Below are 22679 nucleotides of genomic sequence, written 5' to 3'. Positions count from 1 at the left end.
CTAGCGCCGCCGCTCCACCAGCACCTCGGCAGGCGCCTCCCGCTGGTGCGGGACCGGCGCGTGGGCCGACGGCGCGACCGCCCCCTCGTTGTGGAGCGAGACCGTGCGCGTGGGCGCGGGGATCGAGATGCCCTCCGCCCGGTACCGCTGGTGCAGGCGCTTGATGAACTCGTGCTTGATCCGGTACTGGTCGCTGAACTCGCCGACGCCGAGGATCACGGTGAAGTTGATCCTGGAGTCCGCGAAGGTGTGGAACCGGACGGCCGCTTCGTGATCCGGCACGCCACCGCTGATGTCGGCCATCACGCTGTCGACGACCTCCAGGGTGACCTTCTCCACGTGCTCCAGGTCGCTGTCGTACCCGACCCCGACCTGGACCAGGATCGACAGCTTCTGCTCGGGCTGGGAGTAGTTGGTCATGTTGGTCCGCGCCAGGCGGCCGTTGGGGATGATCACCAGGTTGTTCGAGAGGTTGCGCACCACGGTGTTGCGCCAGTTGATGTCCACGACGTACCCCTCCTCCCCGCTGGTGAGCCGGACGTAGTCACCCGGCTGGACCGTCTTCGAGGCGAGGATGTGCACCCCCGCGAAGAGGTTGGCGAGGGTGTCCTGCAACGCCAGCGCCACCGCGAGACCGCCCACCCCGAGGGCGGTGACGAGCGGGGCGATGGACACTCCGAGGGTCTCCAGGGCGACGAGGACGCCCATCGTCAGCACGACGATGCGGGTGATGTTGACGAAGATGGTCGCGGACGCGGCGACGCCCGTCCGGGACGCTGCCACCGACTGCACCAGCCCGGCCACCACCCGGGCCGCGCTGAGCGTCGCGATGACGATGAGCACGGCCGTCAGCGACTGGCTGACCAGCCCCCCGATCCGTGCGGTGAGCGGCAGGGCCGAGGTGGCCACCGCGGCCCCCGCGATCACGGCTGCCCAGGGGACGATGGTGCGCAGCGCGTCGACGATGATGTCGTCCCCGCGCCACTTGGTGTTGCTCGCGTGCTTGCCCAGCCATTTCATGAGGGCCCTCAGCACCAGCCCGGCCACACAGCCGGAGGCCAACGCGATGCCGGCCACCACCCAGTCGTGCAGGACCAGGTCCCGGGTCACCGTCCTGCCCCCGCAGCGTGGAGGGCCAGGGAGCAGCCCGCCGCGGGCCGCCGTATGTGTCGTGTGGTCACTTGTTCACCTGTCAGATCGTGTGGTGCGTAGCGCGGTTGGAGCGGACGTACGCATTCCGAACGGACTGCCATCCTGGACCATGACCGGCACGCCGCCACAACCGGGCCCGGGCATCAGGGCCGGCGCGGCCCTGCCCCGCCCGTCGGCTCCCGCTCGCCCGGCCCCGCTGCTACGACGCCACGAGGAACTCCCGCAGGTCCACGACCTCGTACCCCTCCTCCATCACCGCGTCGACGATCCGGGGCAGGGCCTGGGCGTCGAGCACCACCCCGTCATCCGCGCTGCTCCCGACATGCATCTGCAGCACGGCCCCCGGCCCCAGCGAGCCCACCGCCCTGCGGACGACCTTGTCCACGGTCATCCCGCCGGCCGGCCCCAGGTAGCCGTTCGTGTCGTTGGTGAACTCGATCGCCGCATAGCCCAGCTCGTTGACGTCCGCGACCGCGTCCTGCGTCGTGGAGCTGTACGGGAAGCGGAAGAACGGCAGGGGCTCGACCCCGGACGCCGTCCGGATCGCCACGTCCGCCGCGCGGACCTCCCGCGCCCGCTCCTGCGTGCTCAGATCGTCGAAGTACGGGTGGCTGTACGAGTGGTTGCCCAGCCCGTGCCCGGCCTCGGCCATGGCCCGTACGGCCGCCGGACGGGCCTCCGCGTACGTCCCCGTCGGGAAGAACGTGGCGGGCGCCTTCCGCCGCCGCAACTCCGCCAGGACCGTGTCCAGTCCGCTCTCGTCCCACGCCGCGTTGAAGGTGAGCGCCACCACCCTGCGGGACGTGGGCAACCGCCGGATCTCCTGCCCGAGCAGCGAAGCCGCCGGCCGAGGACCTGCCGCGGCCCTGGCCCCGGCTCCGGCCCTGCGCTCCGGGCCCGTCGGCGCGGCCACGGCGCGCGAGCCGGACACCAGCACGCCGGTCAGCAGCGCCGCCGAGACGGCGCGTCGTCCCGCATCCACCACCGTGGTCACTCCCTCGGACACAGCGCCGCCCCGCGCAGCGCTCCCGCCAGTGTGCGAGAGCAGCCGGACGGAACCGGGGGCAGCCGTGCCGGGCACCCGGGTGATCCCCGCCGACGGCCCCGTGCCGCCGGCGCTCCTGGGATTCGTTCACCCGTCCGGCTGCCGGCCGGGTTCGCTAGGCTCACCGGAATGGAAGCCCGTACCCCGCCGATCCTGCTGCTGTCCGCACCCCGTACCTCCACCGCCGAACTCCTCGCCCGCGCAGCGTCCTGGCGCGGTTACGAGGTGACCGACCGGGCCGCGAGCGCCGAAGGGCGCAGGGTGCACTGGTACGGCGGTCCCCGCGCGGCCGCGCGCCTCGCCGGCCCGCTGGGCCTCGGGCTGCTCGAACCGGCCGACGACTGGCTGACGCGCGTACCGGAGCCCCTCCTGCGGCGCCACGTACGGCTCACCACCCTCGCCGAGGCCCGTACGCTGCGGGAACCGGCCTTCGTGAAGCCCCCGTCGGCCAAGATCGACCTGCTGCCCGCCGCCGTCCACGAGGACGGGACCAGCCTGCCCGCTGGGCTCGACGACTCCACGCCGGTCCTGGTGAGCGGCGTGGTGGAGTTCACCGCGGAGTACCGGCTGTTCGTCCTCGACGGCGAAGCCGTCACCGGAAGCCGCTACGCCGTCCACGGGCGCCTCGACCCGGCTCCGCTGGACGCCGACAGCCGCGCCTTCGGCCGTACGGTCCTCGACGCCACGGCCGACGACCTCCCCAGCGCGGTCTGCCTGGACATCGGCCGCCTCGCCGACGGGGGCTGGGCGGTGGTCGAGGCGAACATGGCGTGGTTCGCCCACTGTTACGCCGCCGAGCCCGAACGCGTCCTCGACACGGTCCTCCGCGCCGCCGGCCCGCTCACCGCGGTCACCGCCCGGGACCGGCCGCACCTGAACAGGTCAGCGGCCCGCCCGGACGGCATCGGCCACGGGCCGTACCAGAGGGTCGGGGCCTGACGGAGGATCCTGCGGTGGTGGCGGCGGTGCGGAGGCGGCTCCTCGGCTCCGTCGACCTCGACCTTGACGCCCACCGGGGCGACCGCGACGACCGTCACATCGAGTTCCTCATGGTCCCGGAACACCGGACCCCTCTTCCCGAAGGTGCCCGCCCTGGTCACCGTGTCCTCGTGAAGCACCAGGTCACCGTACGAGAGCTCACCGGCGGGGACATGTGGCCCAGCCGCTCACTCGTTCGCTCCGCCCCGACGTCAGCACCCCCGCCGGAAGCTCTCGACGACGTCGCGCAGCCACGGGCTGCGGACGGCCGGCAGCCGCACCAAGGTGTGCTGGAACACTGCCCAGTCGACCTCGAACGTGTGACGCGGGCGACAGGCGGGCCAGTCGAAGTCGTCGCGGAGGACACCGTCGGGCAAGCCGCCCGACACGGGCAAGGGCGCAGGCCCGGGGAGACCGGACTCGGGAAGGAGCATCCGCAGCCAGACGCCGAACGGCAGCGGCACCAAGTAGGCCGCCGAGGCGTCCGGGGCCCAGACCTCCCCCGTCCGGGGGTGTGACGGTACGAGGAGGATGTCGGCGCCCTCGTCCGGAGCCGGTCGTCCCGGTCCGGCCAGAACGGCGCGCCGTGCCTGAGGCCTCGCCGGCAGCATGGCGTCGAGCGTCCGCTGGAACACCTCCCCGACCAGACCGTCCGGGACGATCACCGGCTGACCCTGCGAGGCCACCAGCAGATGCGCGAGTGCCTGACCCGCAGCTGCCACCCACTGCGGGCTCCACGACCACGAGTAGTTCGACCAGTGGCCCACCGCTGTCCGCGACGCCCACGCGGCGATCGGGGCGTAGGGGGGTGTGCCCTTGCCTTCCGCCATCAGCTCCGTCCAGGACAGCGGTGCGACGGCGGCCTCGCCCGCAGGATGACGTCGCACGGCGTCGGGGGCCAGCCACATGGCCTGCCAGAGCGAGCAGTCGTCGATCCGGCTCGCCACGGGCAGGGAACACTCCGCACAGGCCACGTTCGGGCCACCGCCCCCGTCGAGGCCGCAGCAGTAGCCACCTCCGCGATGCTCCGGGACGAGTACCGTTGCGCGGGCGTCGCCGGGCGCGATGACGGCGGCTCCCGGTGCACCGTCGGACAGGGCGGGGACCGGCGCGTGAACACCGCGGGCGGCTGCCTCGTCGGGGTGGATCTCCTCCCACCTGCGCCACGGCGGCCCCCACGGTTCGGGGTTCACGGCGAACGTGCCCGGTTCCATGAGCACCGGGAGCTGCAGCCCGTTCCCGAAAGTCTGATGGGCATGAACCGGCAGGGCGACCTGGGACAGGGCAGTGGTCAGCTGGGTGCCGCACCCTGCACACACGAAAACGAACAAATGACCTCCACCGGGGAAACAGTGGCATCATCGCAGCTCGGTCGCGGCAGACCCACCGGATTCGGGCGAAGGCGGCTGCGCAGGTCGAAAGCGCAATCGGAGCAGTCCGGGTCCTTCCCCACGGTCCGCTGCCGGTGGGCTCGCGTCCGTGACTCCGAGTCGGCGGCTGTGCGTCGGGGTGCCACAGAGATCTCGCGGTGGACGGGCGGCGCAAGGGGCGGCGGTTCTCGTTTCGAAGGATTTCGCAAAGCTGTGCCGCCTGCGGCTGCCGCGCAAGACTTCGGTACGCGGGGCCCCGCGGCCGCCTGCCGGGCGCGCTGCCCGCCCCGCTCCGGAACCCCGGAACCGTTACCTGTCGAGGGAGAGACATGACCATGTACGGCATGCGGGCGGTGAAGACCGCGCTGGCGGCGCTGGCTGTCGGCGCCTCGCTCGCGCTGACGGCGCCCACGGCCTCCGCCGGGCAGCTCGCGTCCGACTGCTGGAACGCCGGCCGCTGGTACTGCGAGAACGTCTACGGCGCCCCCGTGTACCAGTCGCGGTTCGGCGGCGAGATCGTCGGCCGCATGTACAGCACAACCAGCTGGTTCGAGTGCAAGAGCGATTACGGGTCCTACATCGGCGGACCGCACCCGAGGCGATGGGTGTGGACGCAGGCCGACAACGGCGCGTGGGGCTACATGCGGGACATCGACATCTCCAGCGAGACCGATCCCCTTCCCAACTGCAAGGTCTAGCCTGCCCGCGGAGCCGGCACCCGGTGCGGCGGGTCCCCCCCGAGCGGCACCCTCCTTCGGCCTGTACGGGAAGCCGCGGGGGCTGCGGGGCCGGGGCGGCCGGGCGGCCGGGCGGCCGGGGCCGGGTGGCCGCGGGGCGGCGGGCCCGTTGCCGGTGAAGCGGGCGGGTGGGCCGGCTGGTGGTGAAAGTCAGCTCGTTCGGGGAGTGCGTCCGGGGGTCCCGGGGCAACCGCGGTGTCGTAGGGCACCTGTGAAGAGTCCCCGGGCCGGGGCCGGCCACCCGAGAGGCCGGCGTTCGGCCCGGACGCAACTGACCCAGGAGGAACAGCATGTCGCAGGTCAAGGAGTCCATCGAGGTCGACGTCCCGGTCCGTACCGCCTACGACCAGTGGACGCAGTTCGAGTCGTTCCCGCAGTTCATGGACGGTGTCGAGCGGATCGAGCAGCGGACCGACACCCTCACCCACTGGGTGACGAAGATCGCGGGAGTCCAGCGGGAGTTCGACGCGGAGATCACCGAGCAGATCCCGGACACGAAGATCGCCTGGGTGACGGTCGGGGGTGAGACGGAGCAGTCCGGGCTGGTGACCTTCCGCCCCATCGACCCCGCCCATACCGAGGTCACCTTCATGATGGACTTCGATCCCGACGGGATGGCGGAGAACATCGCGGACAAGTTCGGGTTCGTCGACCGGCAGGTCAAGGGTGACCTGAAGCGGTTCAAGCACTTCATCGAGGACCGCGGCGCCCCGACCGGTCAGTGGCGCGGCCAGGTCTGACCCGCACACCGCCCCCGTGACGGGCCGGGGCCGCGCCGAGGCGGCGGCCCCGGCCCGGCACGGTTGGGGGGCCGTGCTCCTACCTGCTGCCGGTCGGAGGCGGGGCCGGTGGCGTGGTGGTGTCCTTGAGGAAGTCGAAGGCGAGCCCACTGGACGCCTCACCGCGGCCCGTGCGGCGCCGGGCGCTCAGCCAGAGCGCCACCCGGCCGTCGGTCCAGCGGGTCCGGTTGTACGACAGGGAGAGCCGGGTGCCGGTCGGCGGCACCTCCTCCTCGTTGACGAAGTACCGGTCGCCCCGGTCCAGGCCCTCGCGCAGCAGCGAGGTCCGCGGGGTGACGATCCGGCCGCCGCCCAGCACGCTGGGCAGCGCGGCGCGCTGGAGCTGGATGGCGCGGTTCTGTTCGGGCACGTGGACGGGGACGAACGGGATCCAGTTCTCCGGGATCGCGTTCATGACGGTGTACGCCACGGGGGCCGCGGCCGGGGGCGGCTGCGGGGGCGGGTTCAGGCGGAGCAGATGGGCGAGGCGTTCGGCCGCGGCCTCGCTGCCGCGGCGCGGTTCACCGGTGGCCAGGGTGACCGTCTGCTCGATGCCCCACACGAGGTTGCTCGTCTCGTCGCGGACGAGCGCGACCTCCTCCAGTACGGGCCCCTCGGCGACCTTCGGCACGCTGCCCGGCAGCAGCAGGCCCGGGGCGGGGCCGGTGTCCTGCCCGGGGGCGGCGGCGGGGCCGGCCGGTGGCGGCGCCTTCGCGGTGTCGCCGAGGGTGTTGAGGGTGAACATCGACCAGTCCTGCCAGGTCACGTCCGGGCCGGTCCCCGCAGGGCTGATCCACAGCCGTTCCCCGAACACGTCGGTCACGGTCAGGCCCTGGACGGTGGCCAAGGTCCCGGCGGGCAGGTCGCAGGGCAGCTGGTACCAGTCGTTGCTGTAGACCAGGGCGAATTCCAGGAAGACCAGCCGGGCCAGGTCGGTGCTGTCGGGGCGGACCGCGGCGAAGTTGGTACGGCCGTCCTCCAGCGCCCACCAGCGGGGCAGCGGCATCCCGGAGTAGCGGACCGGCGCGGGGAAGACCGTACGGTTGAACACCCGCGGGAGCTGCGCCGGCGGGCTCCCGGGGGCGGGGGGATCGAGCCGGGTGTGGGGGTCGACCGAGAACGCGTGCCAGTCGAGGCTGCCTCCGGGGTACTCGGGGGCCGACAGGACGCGCGCGCCCGCGCCGTCGTGCCGGTCCGCCGTACGGATGGCCAGCCGGTGTTCGAGGCGGGCCGGGTCCCAGGCAGCGTTGTCCCGGCCCCCGGCGGACGGGCCCCCGGCGGACGGGCCCTCGACGGACGGGCCTCCGGCGGACGGGCCCCCGGGCGGTGGGGCGGGGAGCGGGGCGGGGCGGTCGATGAGGTCGTCGAACCAGGCCACCAGCCGCTCGCCCAGCTTGACCAGCTCGTCGCGGTGCAGGTCGCCGATCCCGGAGATGCCTTCGTAGGCGGGCATGCCCGCGGTGAGCCGGCGGTAGAACTCGTACCCGTCCATCCGGCGGCCCGCGACCGCCTGGAAGACCGACCAGACCTCGGGGTGCGCCACGCGCGGGGCGTCGTCCTCGGCCTCCGGGTCGGGCAGCGGGACCGGATAGCGGTCCACGTACTGGCGGCGTACGTTCAGGTTGACCGCGTTGACCAGGCGGTTGCGGGCCACGAGCTTGAGCCAGCGCCGGCCGATGGCCAGACGCAGGTCGAAGCCGATCCGTTCGGGGCCGAAGGCCAGGGGCAGCGCGCGGCGTTCGGCCACCGCCTCCAGCGGCCGGTCGGCGGTGAACCGCTCGGTGGCGCCGTGCTCGCCGGGGCGGACGAGGGTGGTGGGCGCGGACACGACCGCGTACGTGGCGGTCACGGGCGAGCCGGCGTCGGCGGCCCGGAACTCACCGAGCTGCCACTGCCGGGTGAGCATCCACAGCGGGTCGCGGACCTCCACCCGCAGGGCGCGCCCGAAGTCGGCGGTCCGGGGGCGGCCTTCGAGCCGGTTCCACAGGCCGACGGTGGGGGCGAGCCGGTCGTCGAGCGCCTCGCGCAGCCGCTCGATGCGCAGGCCGGCAGGGTCGGAGCCGACGGGGTCGGGGCCGACGGGATCGGGGCCGGACAGGTCGGGGCCGGACGGGTCCGGGCCGGAGGGTTCAGGCATGGGTCTTCCCTCGCAGGTTGCCGAGTGCCAGATCGGTGCTGATCGTGATCGGCCGGCGGGTCGCGGAGAGCACGGTGGCCGGGAGCAGATGGGCGTACGCCGTGTCGTCGAGGTGGTCCGGCTCCACCGCCCGCAACGCGGCGAGGTCCAGGGTCTCCTGGACGGCGGCCACGAGGTCGTCCTCGTCCCAGGTGCCGGTGCGGGCCGGGGGCACCACCAGCAGCATCGCCTGCGGCGGTTCCGAGTCGGGGCCGTCGTAGTGCAGGGCGATGCCGGTGGTCTCGCTGTCGGACGGCACGACCTCGGTCCACTCGTCGAACAGCAGCCCGCAGCGGGGCGCGGTGGGCAGGCCCGGCGGGGCCGGGGCGTAGTGGGCGGTGAACAGCACCCGGTCCTCGGTCGGACGGGCCCCGGCCTTGAACTCCATGGCCGCCCAGCTGTCCCCCGGGCGGTAGGGGAGCTGCACGGGGGTCAGGGCGGGGTCCGCCGTGCCGGCGATGTCGCTCATCAGCCCGCCCGGGCCGCGCAGCGCGTCGGCGAGGACCACGGCCTTCTCCCACAGCCGGGGCTTGTCGCGCACGCGGGCGATGCCGTGCAGCCAGTCGTCGACGGGGAAGTCCCGGCCAAAGTCGTCCGTGAGGTGGGCGACGAGCCGCTCGCTGTCGGCCCGGGCCCGGTCCCAGTCCCCGGCCAGTGCCGCGGTCGGGGTGAACTCGGGTACGACCAGGGCGTCCGGTCCCAGCAGCGCCTTGAGGGTGTCGGTGGCGCACCGTACCCGTTCCGGGCCGGGCGGCGCGGCGTCGTACGCGCCGAGGGCGGTGCCGGCGTCCTTGAGCCGCTCGTCGACGGCCTCGCCCAGCGCCTTGGTACGGCGGAGCAGTTCCCGTCCGTGGTCCACGATCCGGTCCTCGAACGGGGTCAGGTCCAGGCCGACGGGGTCGAAGCCGTCCAGCGGCAGGTACCCGCGGATCTCGGCGAGGAGGCCGGCCAGGGTGTCCCGGCCGGTCCGGGCCACGCTCCTGAGGTCCGCGAGGCGGCCGGTGAAGGCCGTGCGCCGGTTGGTGACGATCGCGCGCAACGCGGCGGGGCGGTCCGGGCGGGGGGTCGTGGGCGCGGTCGTCAACAGCCGCTCCGCCGTCTCCAGCAGGCGGAAGCGGTCCTCGTCGGGGGCGGTGGGCGGCAGGGCCCGCTCGTCGTGCAGGAGCTGGTCTGCCTGGCCGAGCGCACGGTCCATGCGCCCGGCCGCCGTGGCGACCGCGGCCAGCAGGGCGGCGTACACCTCCCGCCGCCAGGCGGTCAGTTCGCCCCAGCCGCTGCGCGGCATCCCGAAGCCGCCCGCCGTGGTGCACAGCTGCGCGTACCCGGCGAGCAGGACGTCGATCCGGTCGAGCACCTCGGCGCGCAGGGGCGGGGCGGGAGCGGCGGGGTAGAGCCGGCTCAGCTCCGCGGACCGGTCGGTCACCTGCGTGCGCAGGGCCGTGAGGGCGTCGTGGACGGCGGAGAGCCGGTCGCGGGAGACGGCGACGGCGTCGTCGGCGGACCGGTCGACGGCCGTGGTGCCGGCGGCGGGGAGGAGGTCGGTGGGGCGCAGCGGGCGGGAGGTGGTGAAGAGCGTGCGCAGCGCGTCGAGGAGCGGGGACAGTTCGAAGAAGGTGATCTTGTCCGGTACCCGCCGGGTGTACCGGATGGTGAGGGCGACGTCGGGGCGGGGGCGTTCCTCGCGGGTCACCACGCCGATGATCCGGTCGTCCAGGTCCGTCATGGCCGTGTGGTCCCCGGGGCGGACGGCCCACAGCAGGTCGAGGGGCTGCAGCGCGAGGTCCGCCTGGGTGACGACGCGCTGGTGGGGTGCGCCGCCGAGCGGGTCGGGCCAGGTGACGAGCGCGGCCACGTCCCGCTGCGCGGGGAGCAGGGTCGGCAGCCAGTCGTTCACGGCCGGCTCCGCCTTGGCGCGCGGGCTGTCGCCGAAGTAGAGCGGCGGCAGGTGGTCCGCCCGGAGACCGGCGGTGAGCTGGATGCCGAAGCGGTGGGTGAGCGTGGTGCCGCCGCGTGGGGTGGCCACGACGGCGGGTTCGGGCGGGACGCCGTCCTTGGCGTAGGCGTCGAGGGTGACCGAGGCGCGGTCGGTGTTGCCGAGCAGGGCCTGATGGGCGCCTTCGGCGACGGCGAGGTCGGCGAGCGCGTCGTGCAGGTGGAGCAGCCGGCGCACCTCGTCCTCCAGCGCCAGGGCCTCGTCGGTGGTGGCGGGCGGCATGTCCGCGGCGCCGAAGGGGTAGGTGGCGCCGCCGGGGGTGCGGGTCGCGCGCTGGACGAGGGCGAGGCCGTCGACGACGTTGCGGGCCTCCACGACGTCGAGGGGCACGCCGGGGCCGGGGACCACCGGGGAGAGCTTGCCCGCGCGCATCGGGAACGCGGCGCGCAGGGCCGGCAGGAACTTGTCGAGCTCGACCCCGGGTGGCCGGCTGCCGGGCCGCCGCTCGTGCAGCCCCCGTTCGAAGCGGTGGCCGAGCAGGGCGCCCAGCGACTGGCCCTGCCGCAGTCCGTCGAGCAGCGCCAGGGCGGTCCTGACGCGCTCGGAGCTGAGGTTCACCGCGAAGGAACGGGCGTTCTCCCGGGAACCGTTGGCCGTGTACCCGGCCCGCAGGACGGCGGCGGTGCGCGCGTGTGCGGGCGACGGGGCGTGCACGTAGCCGCCGTTGCCGGGGTCGTGGGGCACCGGGTCGTCACCGAACACACGGGTGAGGTCGGCCGGGACCGCCACCCGCGGCAGCGGCACGCGCCGGGGCCGTACCTCCTCCAGCCACCCGTAACAGCCCAGGTGCACGCCCCTGGTGGGGGTGCCGGTGCCGTCGGGGCCGTACCTCAGCTCGGCCAGCCGCTCGTTGGCCAGGCCCAGCCACCAGGCGTCGAAGCGGTACGTGGCGCAGTCGATGTGCTCGGCGAGCAACCGCTCCAGCTTTGCGGTCGGCAGGTCGCCCAGCAGGGCGACGGCGCGCAGCTGCTCGTCGAGCTCGCTGGTGGCGGGGTGGGTGCCCAGGATCCCGGGAACGTGCTGGTGGACCAGGCGCTGGGGGTCGGTGCTGCCGGTGACGGCGGGGTCGGGCGCGTAGAGCTGCCGGTAGCGGCTCTCGCTCACGGGCGGGTCCGGCTCACCGGGCCGCTGCGTCCTGACGTGGATGAACGGCGGGTCCACCGCAGGGACCGGCGTCCGGCCGGCGGCGACGGCGAGCCGCCGACCGGTCTCCTCCCAGCCGAGCAGGACGGCGTGGCGGACGAGCAGGTACAGCAGGGCCGCCGGAGGGCCCGCGGCGAAGCCGTCCTCCAGGCGGACCAGGTCCAGGTCGCGGCGCCCGGCCGCGGCGAGCCAGTGGAGGTAGTTCAGGGGCGTGGGCGGGGTGGTGCACGGGCGCAGCCGGTCGGTCTCGGACAGGGGGCGGTCGTCGACGAGGGGGCCGAGCAGCGGGCGTGCGGTGTCCTCGAAGAGGCGGTGGAACAGCTCGGGTTCGGGACGGGCGGGCCCGCCCGGTGGCCGGGTGTCGTAGCCGAGGCGGGCCAGGAGGGCGTTCAGCGGCCGCGCCAGGTGGAGCCGGTCGGTCAGGGCCGCGGTCACGTCGGGGCCGCGGCCCGCGAGGTTCTCCTGGTTGTAGAGGTCGGCGACGCTGCGGGCGTACCGCTGGTGGTACTCGGCGGAGGTCGGGTGCAGGGCGAGGATGTCCAGGAGCCGCTGGTGCGGGTCGGGGCTGCCGGAGTCGAGGCGGGCGACCCGCGCGGACGCGGTCCGCCAGTCCTCCCGCACCGCCGTGAGCAGGTGGTGCAGGGCGGTGCGGTGGGCCGCGGTGGGGCCGGCCGGCCACGTCAGCCGGGTGAAGGCGGTGGTCGGCAGGATCCCGTACGGCTGCCGGCCGATGCGGACGGCGGGGACCGGGCCGCGACCCGAGACGTGGCGCAGGAAGAAGTCGCGGGTGCGTGCCGCGTCCTGGTCGGTGACCACCGGGTGCAGGGCGGTGCTCAGGAAGCCGCCCCAGGTGGCGGGCCACAGCGCGGTGTTGGCGGCGCGGGCGTCGCGCTGGTCGGTGCCGTCGGCGTGGGGCACCGCCACCAGGGCGGTGGGGTCGATGCCGAGCAGTTCGGCCAGGCACTGGCCGTCGGTCCGGGCCGTCCAGTCGGCGGCCGCGGCGGGCCCGGCCCCCTCGGCGGTACGGAGCCCGGCCAGGGCCTCGGTGTGCGGGTCCTGGCCCGCCGGGGCGGCCTCGGTGTTGTTGGTCGGCGTGCCCTGCGGTACGAGGGCGAAACCCGCGGGGCTGCGCAGCTGCCGGCCGATCAGGTCGGTGAGGGCGGTGGCGGAGTCCTGCGGACCCCGGCCGCGCCGCAGCCCGAGGACGATCAGCCGCTCCACCCCGTCGCGGGTGTGCTCGTCCAGCGGGACGCGTACGCCCATGCCCACGGCGACGGCGGCGTCGAAGTCGGTGAGCCATGCCAGGTCGTCCGGCACGTGCAGAGCGCCGCTGTCCTCGTCCACCCGCGGCTTGTCCTCCGCGCCGGGGTCGGGGCCGACGGCCAGCTCGGCGGGGATCGGCGCGCCCGTCACGGAGAACATCCGCCGGCCGCCCGTGAAGCCGAGGACGGTGATCCGGTCGGGGAGCAGCCGCGCCCGCGCCGCCCGGGTCCAGGAGTCGGCGGCGAGGGCCGCGGGGCGCGGTACGACCAGGAAGGCCACCACCACCCCGTCGCCGGACACCAGCGGTGCCGCGTCGATCCCGGCCGGCGGCCGCGCGCGGACCGTACGGGCGCGGGCCGGGCCCACGGCGGCGAGCAGTGCCGCTTCGGCCGCCCGGAGCCGGGCCCGGTCCCCGTGGGCCCGCCACACGGCGGTCCAGTAGGCGACGGTGGGCTGCCGGTCGGCGGCGGGGAGGGCGGCCGTGGTCGTGACGACCAGGACGGTGGTCCGCTCCGGCAAGCCGCTCGGGCGGTCGCCGGGGTCGGCGGGGCGGTGGGTGTCCCGGAGCCAGGTGGCCCGGCCGGGCGCGACCCGCCGGGTGAACTCCTGCCAGGCGACCCGCTCCGCGCCGGCGTCGCCGGCTGCCCGCCACACCCCGGTCCAGTAGGCGGTGAGGGCGCTGAACTCGGCCTCGCTGGGCAGCTGCTCCGCGGCGTCGACGGCCCATTCGTCGGGGAACACGCGGACCAGGAGGCGGTCCTCGGTGAACCGGGTCTCGACGCGGACGGGTCCGAGCAGGACCGGGTAGGCGTCGCTGAGCTGGTCAGGCATCGTGGAGCATCTCCTGTGCGTGCACGGCGACCAGCACCGGTGCTTGGAAGAGCATGTAGGCGAGGTCGGCGGAGCTGAGCCGCCCCGACCAGGGAGGCAGTCGCGCGTCCTCGCGGCGCTGGGCCTCCTTCTCCGCGTCGTCCTCGGAACCGTCGGGGCGGACGAGCGGCAGTTCCCGGGCGGGGTCGAGCTCGACGAAGCGGCGGCCGTGCGGATCGATGTGGCTCCAGGCGAGGTCGTTCCACACCTCCAGGGGGCCCGAGGGCGTCTCGTCGGCGCCGAAGCGCGGGTCGCCGGGGCGTTCCTGGACGACGAAGAACCAGCCGGGGTCCGTCGGGCGCGCCCCCCGGGCGGCGGTCGGGGTCAGGTCGAAGCCGAGCAGGGTGATGTCCGGTTCGACCGTGGCCTCGTAGATCGGCAGGCGGACCAGCTCGGGAGACGGCCGGTCCCCGTCGGGGACGTCGGCCAGCACCCGCTCCGCCTCGGGGTGCGGGACGCCGTCGTCGTCGCGCGCCCAGTCGGCGCGGTGGGCGTAGACGGCGGCGGTCGGGTACTTCTTCAGCAGGTCGCCGCGGATCACCAGGACGAGTTCCTCCTCCTGGGCGGTGTCGTCCCGGGCGGCGGCGGCCCGCTGCCCGTCCCGGTGGTCGTGGGTCCCGAGGGCGGACTCCGGGGCCCACTCGGCGATCTCCGCGATGTCGTACAGCCGCTCGCGCCGCTCCTCCTCGTCCTCCCAGGGCCGGGGCAGGTCCACACGTGGGTCCCAGAACTGGCGGAACGGGGTGCCCCGCAGGTCGGTCGGGTACTCGCGCCAGAGCAGCTCGCGGGCCATCTCATGGTTGAGACCGACCATGTACGCCTCGATGAACTCCTGGTCGGGGGTGAGCAGGGTGATCGAGTTCGGCGGCACCAGCCCCAGGTTGGGCACGAAGGCGTCCACCGAGAGGTCCCGCAGCCACCGGTAGGCCGGGGTGTCGATCACCGGATGGGCCATGACCTCCAGGAACCGCTCGGCGAACGGCCGCAGCCGGCCGGGGAGGCGGACGTCGGAGAACACGCTGCGCGGCACGGTGGCGTCCGCGCTCAGCCCGGCCAGGACGGCCTGGCTGGTGGGGGTGACCCCGAGCTCGTCGCGCGCGGGGGCCCGCGCGCCGACGTCGGCGTCCCGCCCGCTGCGGACGTTCTCCCGCAGGCCCGCCTTGAACAGCTCCGCCTCCTCGCTGTCGGGTCCGCCGGGAGCGGGGACGACACCCTCCTGCGGGAGGCTGATCGTGAACGCCCGGCACGTGGGCAGCTCGGCCACCGGGTCCTCGCCGGGCGGGGGCGCGCCGGGGTGGAGCACCTCGGCCAGGTGGCGCGGGGTCACCAGGGCGGCCGGTGTCCGCCGCTGCGCGGCGGCGGTGACGGCCCCGGAGGCCCGGTCCATCTTGGGGACCAGGGCGTCCGGCGGGTCGGCGGCGGCGAGGCCGGACTGCCGGGGGAACAGGGCCCGCATCAGCCGGGAGCCCGGCCGCATCATCCGGCGCATGCCGGCCGACAGCGGCGCGGCGGCCACCCGGCTGCCGGCCACCCGGTGCCCGACGACCTCGCCCCCCGGCGCGCCGGGGAGGGCCGCCCGCCCGGGGGCCGTGGAGGAGCCGGGGGAGCGGACCCGGAAGTGGGCCGGCGCGGTCAGCCGCAGGGCACGGCCCGAGTCGGGTCCGGCGAGCGGGCCGGGCGCGGTCCCCCGGGCGGGGCCGGTGCCGAGTGCGGTGCCCGGTGCGGTGCCGGGCTGGGTGCCGGGTGCCGTGCCGGGTGGGGAAAGGTGCTTGTGCTGGAGGGAGTGACCGACCTCGCGGGCCAGTTGTGCGGCGCGGATGCGCTGGTTGGCGGCCAGCACGTCGCCGACCTGCTCCCAGGCTGCGGCCATGAACTCCTCCTGGTGGGCCTGCACCACCTGGGTGCCGAAGTTCGCGGCGACCCGGAAACGGGGGTCGAGGTTCAGCCGGTGCACCCAGTTGCGGTCCAGCGGCTCCGGCAGCGGAGCCCCGTTGCCGTCGCGGAGCAGCCGGTCGGTCCGGGCGTGCCAGCGGCCGTACAGGGGCGGGGTGATGACCGGGTCGACATGGGCCGGGGGCTCGGCGCCGGTCACGCCGTGCGCGGCGAGGTCGGCGGCGAGGTCGGCGTGCGCCGCGGCCGGGGTCCGGCGCAGGTAGTCCGCCGAGAGGTTGACCAGTCCGGCCAGGGCACGCTGGAAGGGGTGGGGGTAGGGCTGCGGGGGCGGCGGTGCGCTGAACCTGCCGTCCCAGTTGTCCCACAGGTCCCGGGTCCGCCGGGGGATCCGCAGGGCTCCGCCCAGGCGCAGCACCCCGCCGAGGGCCGGGGGCCGGTCGATCGGCGGCAGCCCGAACTCCGGACGCAGGACGTCGACCTCCCGCCGGGCCACCAGCGGATCGGGCCTGCGGGGCCGGATCCGGCGGACCAGTTCCTCGAAGTCGCCGGTGGAACCCGTACGGAACGACCACCGGTGGTAGTACGGCAGGCGCAGTCCCGCCCGGCCCGGTCCCCAGCTCGCCGAGGTGGCGTCCGTGTCGTCGGGCGGCTCCCCGAGCCCTGCCAGGCGCCCGGTCTCGAAGGCCGGGACGAGGAAGGCGTGGTAAGGGGTGTTCGCGCTGAGGTGGCGGGGGCTGATGATCCGGGAGCAGGCCCGGTCGGGCCGGGTGCGCAGCAGTTCCCGCAGCCGGGCGAGGGTGGCGGGCATGTCCTCGGGCTCCGAGATCAGCGGTTCGCCGGGATCGGTGTCGACGTGGACGTGCGCCCAGGCGCCGAGCTCCTCGGCGGGCGGCAGGCACCCGGCGGGGTCGGGGACGGTGATGTACGGCAGCGGGCCGGCCGGCGGCCCGCCCTCCTCGAACTCGCCCCGGCCGCCGGTGTCCTGCGGTCCTTCGAGGACGATCAGAGCGAGCCAGGGGCGCAGCCGGCCGGTGCCGTGGTCCGGGGCGGCGGGGCTGTACCGCCAGGCGAAGTCCTCGGGGTAGAACTCGATGTGGGCGAGGTAGTTGGGTTCGGTCTCGGTGGTCCCGGGCCGGGGCTCGACCCGGGAGATCGCCCTGGGGTCCACGCCGATCACGTCGCCGGGCCCGTAGAGCTGCACGCGCTGCCGTACGGGCGCGTGCAGCAGGGGGCCGGGGACCACGGGCTCCCCGGTCACGTCGAGTTCGACGGGGACGGTGGCGCGCCCGGTCACCGGGGCGGTGTACGCCGCCGGGTCGGCCGGGTCGGCGATCCTGGTGGCGATTCCGGTGCGCAGCCAGGGCAGGAAGGAATAGCCGTTGGTGGTCATCCGGGGCTCCCGGCGGTGAAGATCTCGGTGCTCCGGGTGAGTTCGGCGGTGGCGGGGTCGGGGGCGGCGAGGCCGTTCTGCACGGTCCCACCGGTGACGAGGACCTTGTTGCGGTCCAGGGCGACCGCGGCGAACGCCCAGCGGCCGGTGAGCTGGCCGGCCGCGGCGGTCCACGTCCGGGCGGCGGGGGCGGCGGGGTCCAGGATCAGGGTGCTCTGGTAGCCCGCGCCGTTGTGCACGTCGGCGGTGCCGCCCGCGACGAGGAAGCTGCCGGTGCCCAGGGGCACCACCTGGTGGGCGCCCCGTCCGCCGGGTGCCTCGGGCAGCGCCGCCCACTCTCCCGTGGTGACGTCGTACCGCTCGGCCGTGAGCGTGCGGAAGGGGGCGTACGTGCCGTCGCCCGCGGTGCCCGGCGTCGCCCCGCCGACCACCAGGGCCGTGGTGTCGGAGGCCAGGACGCTCCGGTGGCCGCCCCGCGGCTGGAGCAGGCTGCCGGTGGGGGTCCAGGTGTCCGTGGCCGGGTCGTACAACTCGCAGAAGGCGAGGGCCGTGTCCCCGGTGGGGGAGACGGGCACGGTGCCGCCGGACACCAGCACCCGGCCGGCCTTGAAGCGGACGGCGCCGTGGTCCGCGCGGGCGTCGTTCATGGGTTTGGCGTCGTGCCAGGTGTCGGCCTCCCAGTCGTAGACCTCCGCGGTCCGCAGGGCCCGTACGGAGGTCGCCGACCGGGCCGCGTAGCCGCCGGCGACCAGGACCAGGGTGCCGTCCAGGGGTACGGCGGTGTGGCCGCAGCGCGCCTCGCGCATGGCGGTCACGGTCTTCCAGGTGTCGGTGCCCGGCTCGTAGAGCTCGACCGTGTTCAGGGGCGGTGACAGCCGCGAGGGGCCGCTGGTGCCTCCGGTGACGAGGACCTTGCCGTTGCCCAGCCGGGTCACGGTGTGCAGCCGGCGGGGGTCGCGCAGCGAGGTGGTGGCCGTCCAGGCACCGGTGGCCGGGTCGTAGACGGCTCCCTTGGCCAGGGCACGGCCCTGGGCGTCCGCGCCGCCCACGACGAGGACCTGGCCGTTCTTCAGCAGGACGGCTCCGTCGTGCTGCCCGTACCAGCTCGCTGCCAGGGGCAGGTCGCCGGTCTTCGTCCAGCCGCCGGCGGCCGCCGCGGGGGGACTGCTCATGGCCTCGAACCCTTCGTGGTGGTGGTGCTGAGCGCGCTCATGGGGTGTAGACCTCCGCCGTCGCCGTGGTGGTCCGCGCACCGTCGGGGGTCGCCGGACCGGACCGGACGGTGCCCCCGACGGCCAGGACCCGGCCGTCGTCCAGCTCCACGGCGGCGAACCCGTGGCGGCCGGTGGCCGGCCCGCCGGTGGCGGTCCAGGTGTGCGTGGCCGGGTCGAACAGCAGCGTGCTGCGGTAGCCGGTGGTGCGCCCGGGGCCGCCGGTCCCACCGGTGAGCAGCACCCGGCCCGAGCGCAGCGGCACCGCCCGGTGCCCGCTGCGGCCGGCGCCGGGCAGGGGGGCCTCGGCCGACCAGGTGTCCGCGGTGGGTGCGTACCGCTCGACGGAGGGTGGCTCGGCGCTGTCGAACCGGCCTGCGGCACCGGGCCCGTCGGCCCCCGGCGCCCGGCCACCGGTGACGAGGACGGTGCCGTCGGCCAGCCGGGTGGCCTGGTGGCCGGTGCGGGGAGTGGCGAGGCTCGCCGCCGGGGCCCAGGAGTCGGTGGTGCGGTCGTAGCGCTCGCAGAACGCGAGGGCGGCCGGCTCACCGCCGGTCTCCAGGGCGCCGCCGACGACCAGGACGGGGCCCTGCTCGCCGAGGAGGACCGCCTCGTGGCGGCACCGGGCGTCGGCCATGTCCCGGGCGGGCTTCCAGGTGCCGGTGCGCGGGTCCAGCAGCTCGGCCGAGCTCAGGGTGCGGCCGGCGGTGCCGTCGCCCGGGGTGCCGATGCCACCGGTCACCAGGACCTCGCCGGTGCCGAGCAGGGTGGCGCGGTGGTCGTAGCGGGCCGTGCCCAGGGAGCCCGCGCCGCTCCAGACCCCGGTGACGGGATCGAAGATCTCGACGGAGGACAGGGCTCGGCCGTGCTCGTCCTGCCCGCCGGTCACCAGGACCCGGTGGTCGGCGAGCCGGGTGACCGTGTGGCGGGTGCGGGCGGTGCGCAGGTCGGGCAGGGCGGTCCAGTCGAGCGTCACCGGGTCGCACACCGCCGCCGAGGCGAGCACCGCGCCGGTGCCGTCCGCGCCGCCGGCGACCAGGACGGCGCCGTCGGCCAGCCGGACGGCGTCGGCCGCGTCGAGGTGGGCGGCGTACGGCGCGGGGCCGGCGGCGGACCAGGTGCCGGGGCGGGCCAGGGCGCGGGCCGCCTCCGACTCGGGCAGCACGTGCAGCCGCCCCGCCAGCCGGGGATCGGCGGCCACCCAGGAGGCCAGGGCCTCTTCTGCGGCGGTACGGCTGCGGTAGCCGTCCTGGCCCTGGTCGAGGCCGCCGGACGGGGCGAACGCCTGCGCGTTGGTGCGTACATGGGCGATGACGAAGCGGGGACCCGACACGCGGGCGGTGTCCTCGGCGTCGAACGGGCGGCGCAGCCGCTCCTCGTGCCGCGACAGCGGGGAGCGGCTGGTGCTGCTGCCGGCCCGGAGCCGGTCGAACACCGCGCCGCTGACGCTCTTGAACCGGGTGACCGTGCCGGATGCTCCGACAGCTCCGGCGGCTCCGGCGGCTCGGGTGGCTCCGGTGGCTCCGGCGGAGCCGGTGCGGTGCGGGGCCGCGGTGCTGTCGAACACGTGGGCCTCGTAGCGGGCGCTGCGGCGCACCGCGCGGACCGCGGCCAAGGCGTCCTGGGCCGTGCCCAGCTCGATCCCGGCGTCCTGGTCCTCGTACCCGGCCGCCGAGAGCTTGTCCGCGTCGTCCATGTCGCGGAACTGGGCCATGGCGAACTTGTCGGCGGTGGTGGACAGCCGCACCAGCTCGCTCCCGGCGGCCGGCTCGACGCGGAAGCGCACGGCGTCCGCCGGGCGCTGGGCGCCGATCCGGTCGATACGGACCCCGAGCGGGAGGACCCGCTGGCGGACGAAGAGGCTGCCGAGCGGGTGCAGGACCAGCCGGTCCTGCTCGCCCAGCGGGCGCAGGGTCACGAGCGGGACGGTGCCGCCGGCGGGCAGCCGGGTCTCCCAGCCCTCCGTCTTCGCCAGCTCGGCCGCGAGCAGGGTCAGGGCGTCGACGGGCGGCAGCGTGGTGTGGTGCTCCTCGCCCCAGGTGATGTCGAAGTCGGCGGAGATCTCGAAGAACAGCAGGGAGATCGAACCCCGGCCCCGCGCCCGCCAGGGAGCCACCCCCTCCAGCTGGAAGTCGAGGTCGATGCCGAAGATCCCGACGCCGAAGGCCTTGAGGCAGACGCCGGCGGAGACCCGGACGACGAAGGCGAACGGCGAGAACTGGAAGAGCGCGTCGAAGCCCAGGTGCCCTTCGATGCCGAAGTCGTCGAAGCCGAGGCGGATTTCGGCGTGGGCGCCGAACTGGACGGTGTTGCTGGTGACGGCGAAGTACCCGGACACGCGGATGAGCCGGCCGGGCTGGTGGAGGATGTCGACGCAGATCCGCTCCGGAACCGGGAAGGGCAGCTGCGGCGCCTTGTACGCGGGGTGGAACCCCCCGACCGTCAGCACCAGTTGGGGGTCGTCGCCCCAGGACACGAGCAGGCCCATGCCGCCGTCGAGCGTCATCGTCAGGACGCGCGAGTCGAAGATCCTGGCGAAGAACCACACCCGGCAGCGGTCGAACTCGATCGCGCCGACGAAGGCGACCTGGAGGACGAGCAGCGGCAGTTGCTCGGTGGGCAGGACGCAGCGCAGCACCCCGAGGATCGCGATGTTCCCCGGGATCTCGACGACCACACCGAGCGAGACGCTGACCAGGGTGGGCGTGCCCCAACCGATCTTGGCCATGGGCCCGATCAGGAACGTGCCGTCCTGGGGCGGGAAGTAGGTCCTCAGGTCGCTGATGACGCGGGGGGCGTTGGCGACGGGGTCCTTGGGGAACATCACGGACTCGACGCGGCCGGTCGCGACGCCCTCGACCAGGGCCCGCAGGTCCATGCCGCGGTTGAGCCCGATCAGGCCGCCCACGGCGAGCAGGGTGAAGCCGTAGCCCAGCTGGATCCCGCCACCGCCGAACTCCGTGGTGATGAGCACGAGGAGGGAGAACCCGCCCGGCCGGTCGGGCAGGCGGGTACTGACGAGGCCGATCGCCTTGAGCGCGACCAGGCCCGCGAAGTCCAGCTCCAGCGCGCCGGCGTACTCGCCGCGGTCGGGGTCGGCGTAGAGGTAGCCGCCGCCGGTGACCACGCCGGCGTCGACGAGCAGGCCGATCCCGCTGGGAGGTTTGAAGGCGAAGTCGAGCTGGGCGGGCCCGAGGTTGCCGCCGCCGGGCGGGAGGGAGAACTCGGCCACCACACCCATCCGCTCGACGGCCGCCGTGACCGGGCCGAGGGTGGCGGTGAAGCCCGCGGAGAGTTCGACGGGCACGCTCCCGCCGCCGAGGCGCGCGGCGACGAGGACGGTGCGGATCTCCACGGGGCCGAGCCCGAGGTGGACGGGGATCTGCACCTCCAGCCCGCCGCTTCCGGTGAAGCGCAGTCCGGTGTCCGGGGCGAAGGCGAGGCCGAGCTCGAAGCCGGCTTCCAGGCGGCCTCCGGCGAGGACGGAGGAGATGAACCCGTCGCCCGCGGAGGCGTCGATGACCAGCCGTCCGCCGCTCAGCGAGGCTTCGGCCAGCGGTGCGCCGTGCGCGTGTCCGGTGGCCGGGTCCGTGGTGAGGGCGAGGCCGGCGGCGACGGAGAACGCGTCGATCTCCAGCCTGCTGCCGCCCGCCTGGCCGAGCAGCACGACGGGCTGCCCGGGGCGCGACTCCAGTCGCACCGACAGCAGGAGCCCCACCGGGCGGTCCGGTGCGGGTGGGGCGAGCCGGAGCGCGAAGGAGGGCCGCAGCTCCCCCCTGGCGCCGGTCGGCAGGCTCCCGGCGGCACCGAAGGTGCCGGTGACGCCGGGCCGCAGTCCCTCGACCGGCCGGGTGACCTCGCCCTCCCCGCGCAGGACCACCTCCACGTCCAGGCCCGCGCCGTCGGCGGTGGGGGTGACGTCGACGGCGAGCGCCTGGAGCAGCGGTGGGGTGGTGGCGGTGGCGGGCACGAACAGCGCGGGCAGCCCGATCCGTGTCAGGACGGTCTCCAGCACGGCGAGCAGCTTCGCCGCGTCGAAGGCGGCCGTGCCCCACCCGTACCGCTCGCGCAGCTGGCCGGCGGGATCGAGCAGGGACGGCAGCAGCCGCTCCAGGTACAGGTCGAGCTGTTCGTAGGGGGGACGGGTGGGGTCGGTGGCGGGCTCTCCGGGGTGGAACGTCCGCTCCAGCACGCCGAAGAGGGTGTACCAGGCGGCCATCAGTGGGGAGGCGTTCATGGCCCGGGCGAGGGAGAGCTTGCTGAGCTTGGCCTCCAGATCGGTGGCGAGCGCGTCGATCTGCTGCTGCGAGATCCCGGGCAGGGTGGGGCCCGAGGCGCGCAGCGCGGCCGTCAGCGCCGGCAGGGCGGCGTGCACGCGGGCGCAGCTCTGGACCAGTTCCAGGGCGGCCGTGGCCATGTCGGCGGCCCTGCCCGTCCGGATCGCCTCGCGCAGCCGCCGCTCGGGCGCGTCGACGGCCGCGGTGGCGGCGCCGATGGTCCGGCGGGCCGGCGTGATCCGGGGATCGGTCAGGAACTCCGGCGGGAACCGCACGCCGAGGCATTCGAAGGTGCCGAGGACGAGGTCGTCGCGGACCATGGCCCCGGTGGACCGGACGATGTCCGCGAGTGCAGCCGCCAGGTGTTCCAACGTGCCGGGTCGCTCCGCCATGGCACCGGCC

General features: G+C 75.0%; 11 protein-coding genes. 3 read left to right on the top strand and 8 right to left on the bottom strand.

Annotation, left to right across the window (positions count from 1 at the left end; translation table 11 throughout):
• Together LG632_RS01020 and LG632_RS01015 are read right to left on the bottom strand one after the other, a co-directional pair.
• Positions 1–1110: a mechanosensitive ion channel family protein gene (locus tag LG632_RS01020; protein WP_226724376.1), complete on the bottom strand. Its 1110-nt coding sequence runs from the start codon at positions 1108–1110 to the stop codon at positions 1–3.
• A gap of 241 nt (positions 1111–1351) precedes the next feature.
• Positions 1352–2134: a polysaccharide deacetylase family protein gene (locus tag LG632_RS01015; RefSeq protein ID WP_226724375.1), complete on the bottom strand. Its 783-nt coding sequence runs from the start codon at positions 2132–2134 to the stop codon at positions 1352–1354.
• A 192-nt stretch (positions 2135–2326) separates the two neighbouring features.
• On the opposite strand from LG632_RS01015, the gene LG632_RS01010 reads away from it, so the two are divergent.
• Positions 2327–3136, top strand: a complete 810-nt coding sequence (locus tag LG632_RS01010) for an ATP-grasp domain-containing protein (protein ID WP_226724374.1) — start codon at positions 2327–2329, stop codon at positions 3134–3136.
• A 251-nt stretch (positions 3137–3387) separates the two neighbouring features.
• On the opposite strand, the gene LG632_RS01005 is transcribed toward LG632_RS01010, so the two are convergent.
• On the bottom strand, positions 3388–4506 hold the full coding sequence (locus tag LG632_RS01005; protein WP_226724373.1) for a hypothetical protein: 1119 nt from the start codon (positions 4504–4506) through the stop codon (positions 3388–3390).
• A 368-nt stretch (positions 4507–4874) separates the two neighbouring features.
• Here LG632_RS01005 and LG632_RS01000 point away from each other — a divergent pair, with 368 nt between their 5' ends.
• Complete coding sequence (locus tag LG632_RS01000; protein WP_226724372.1) at positions 4875–5243, top strand: hypothetical protein; 369 nt, start codon at positions 4875–4877, stop codon at positions 5241–5243.
• Between the two features lie 329 nt (positions 5244–5572).
• On the top strand, positions 5573–6022 hold the full coding sequence (locus LG632_RS00995) for an SRPBCC family protein (RefSeq protein WP_226724371.1): 450 nt from the start codon (positions 5573–5575) through the stop codon (positions 6020–6022).
• 79 nt (positions 6023–6101) lie between these two features.
• Here LG632_RS00995 and LG632_RS00990 read toward each other — a convergent pair whose 3' ends face one another.
• The 5 genes from LG632_RS00990 to LG632_RS00970 are packed head-to-tail and all read right to left on the bottom strand — an operon-like array spanning position 6102 to position 22669.
• Positions 6102–8198, bottom strand: coding sequence for a hypothetical protein (locus LG632_RS00990; RefSeq protein ID WP_226724370.1), 2097 nt, complete (start codon positions 8196–8198; stop codon positions 6102–6104).
• Entirely contained in the window at positions 8191–13467 is a 5277-nt protein-coding gene (locus LG632_RS00985) for a hypothetical protein (protein WP_226724369.1), read from the bottom strand. Before LG632_RS00985 ends, LG632_RS00990 begins: the two co-directional genes overlap by 8 nt.
• Positions 13460–16789 (bottom strand): hypothetical protein, encoded by a 3330-nt coding sequence (locus tag LG632_RS00980; RefSeq protein ID WP_226724368.1) that lies wholly within the window; start codon positions 16787–16789, stop codon positions 13460–13462. The genes LG632_RS00985 and LG632_RS00980 overlap by 8 nt, the downstream gene beginning before the upstream one ends.
• Entirely contained in the window at positions 16786–17961 is a 1176-nt protein-coding gene (locus LG632_RS00975) for a Kelch repeat-containing protein (protein ID WP_226724367.1), read from the bottom strand. Before LG632_RS00975 ends, LG632_RS00980 begins: the two co-directional genes overlap by 4 nt.
• 37 nt (positions 17962–17998) lie before the next feature.
• Positions 17999–22669, bottom strand: a complete 4671-nt coding sequence (locus tag LG632_RS00970; RefSeq protein WP_226724366.1) for a kelch repeat-containing protein — start codon at positions 22667–22669, stop codon at positions 17999–18001.
• Between the last annotated feature and the right edge of the window lie 10 nt (positions 22670–22679).

The organism is Streptomyces antimicrobicus, from assembly GCF_020532625.1.
GTDB classification, from domain to species: domain Bacteria; phylum Actinomycetota; class Actinomycetes; order Streptomycetales; family Streptomycetaceae; genus Streptomyces; species Streptomyces antimicrobicus.
The sequence above is the reverse complement of the archived record's forward strand: the minus strand, read 5'-3'. Positions and strand labels throughout refer to the sequence as shown.

Coding starts and splice junctions, on each gene's coding strand:
- LG632_RS01010 (WP_226724374.1), top strand. CDS start 2,327: ATGGAAGCCCGTACCCCGCCGATCCTGCTGCTGTCCGCACCCCGTACC.
- LG632_RS00975 (WP_226724367.1), bottom strand. CDS start 17,961: ATGAGCAGTCCCCCCGCGGCGGCCGCCGGCGGCTGGACGAAGACCGGC.
- LG632_RS00980 (WP_226724368.1), bottom strand. CDS start 16,789: ATGACCACCAACGGCTATTCCTTCCTGCCCTGGCTGCGCACCGGAATC.
- LG632_RS00985 (WP_226724369.1), bottom strand. CDS start 13,467: ATGCCTGACCAGCTCAGCGACGCCTACCCGGTCCTGCTCGGACCCGTC.
- LG632_RS00970 (WP_226724366.1), bottom strand. CDS start 22,669: ATGGCGGAGCGACCCGGCACGTTGGAACACCTGGCGGCTGCACTCGCG.
- LG632_RS00995 (WP_226724371.1), top strand. CDS start 5,573: ATGTCGCAGGTCAAGGAGTCCATCGAGGTCGACGTCCCGGTCCGTACC.
- LG632_RS00990 (WP_226724370.1), bottom strand. CDS start 8,198: ATGCCTGAACCCTCCGGCCCGGACCCGTCCGGCCCCGACCTGTCCGGC.
- LG632_RS01000 (WP_226724372.1), top strand. CDS start 4,875: ATGACCATGTACGGCATGCGGGCGGTGAAGACCGCGCTGGCGGCGCTG.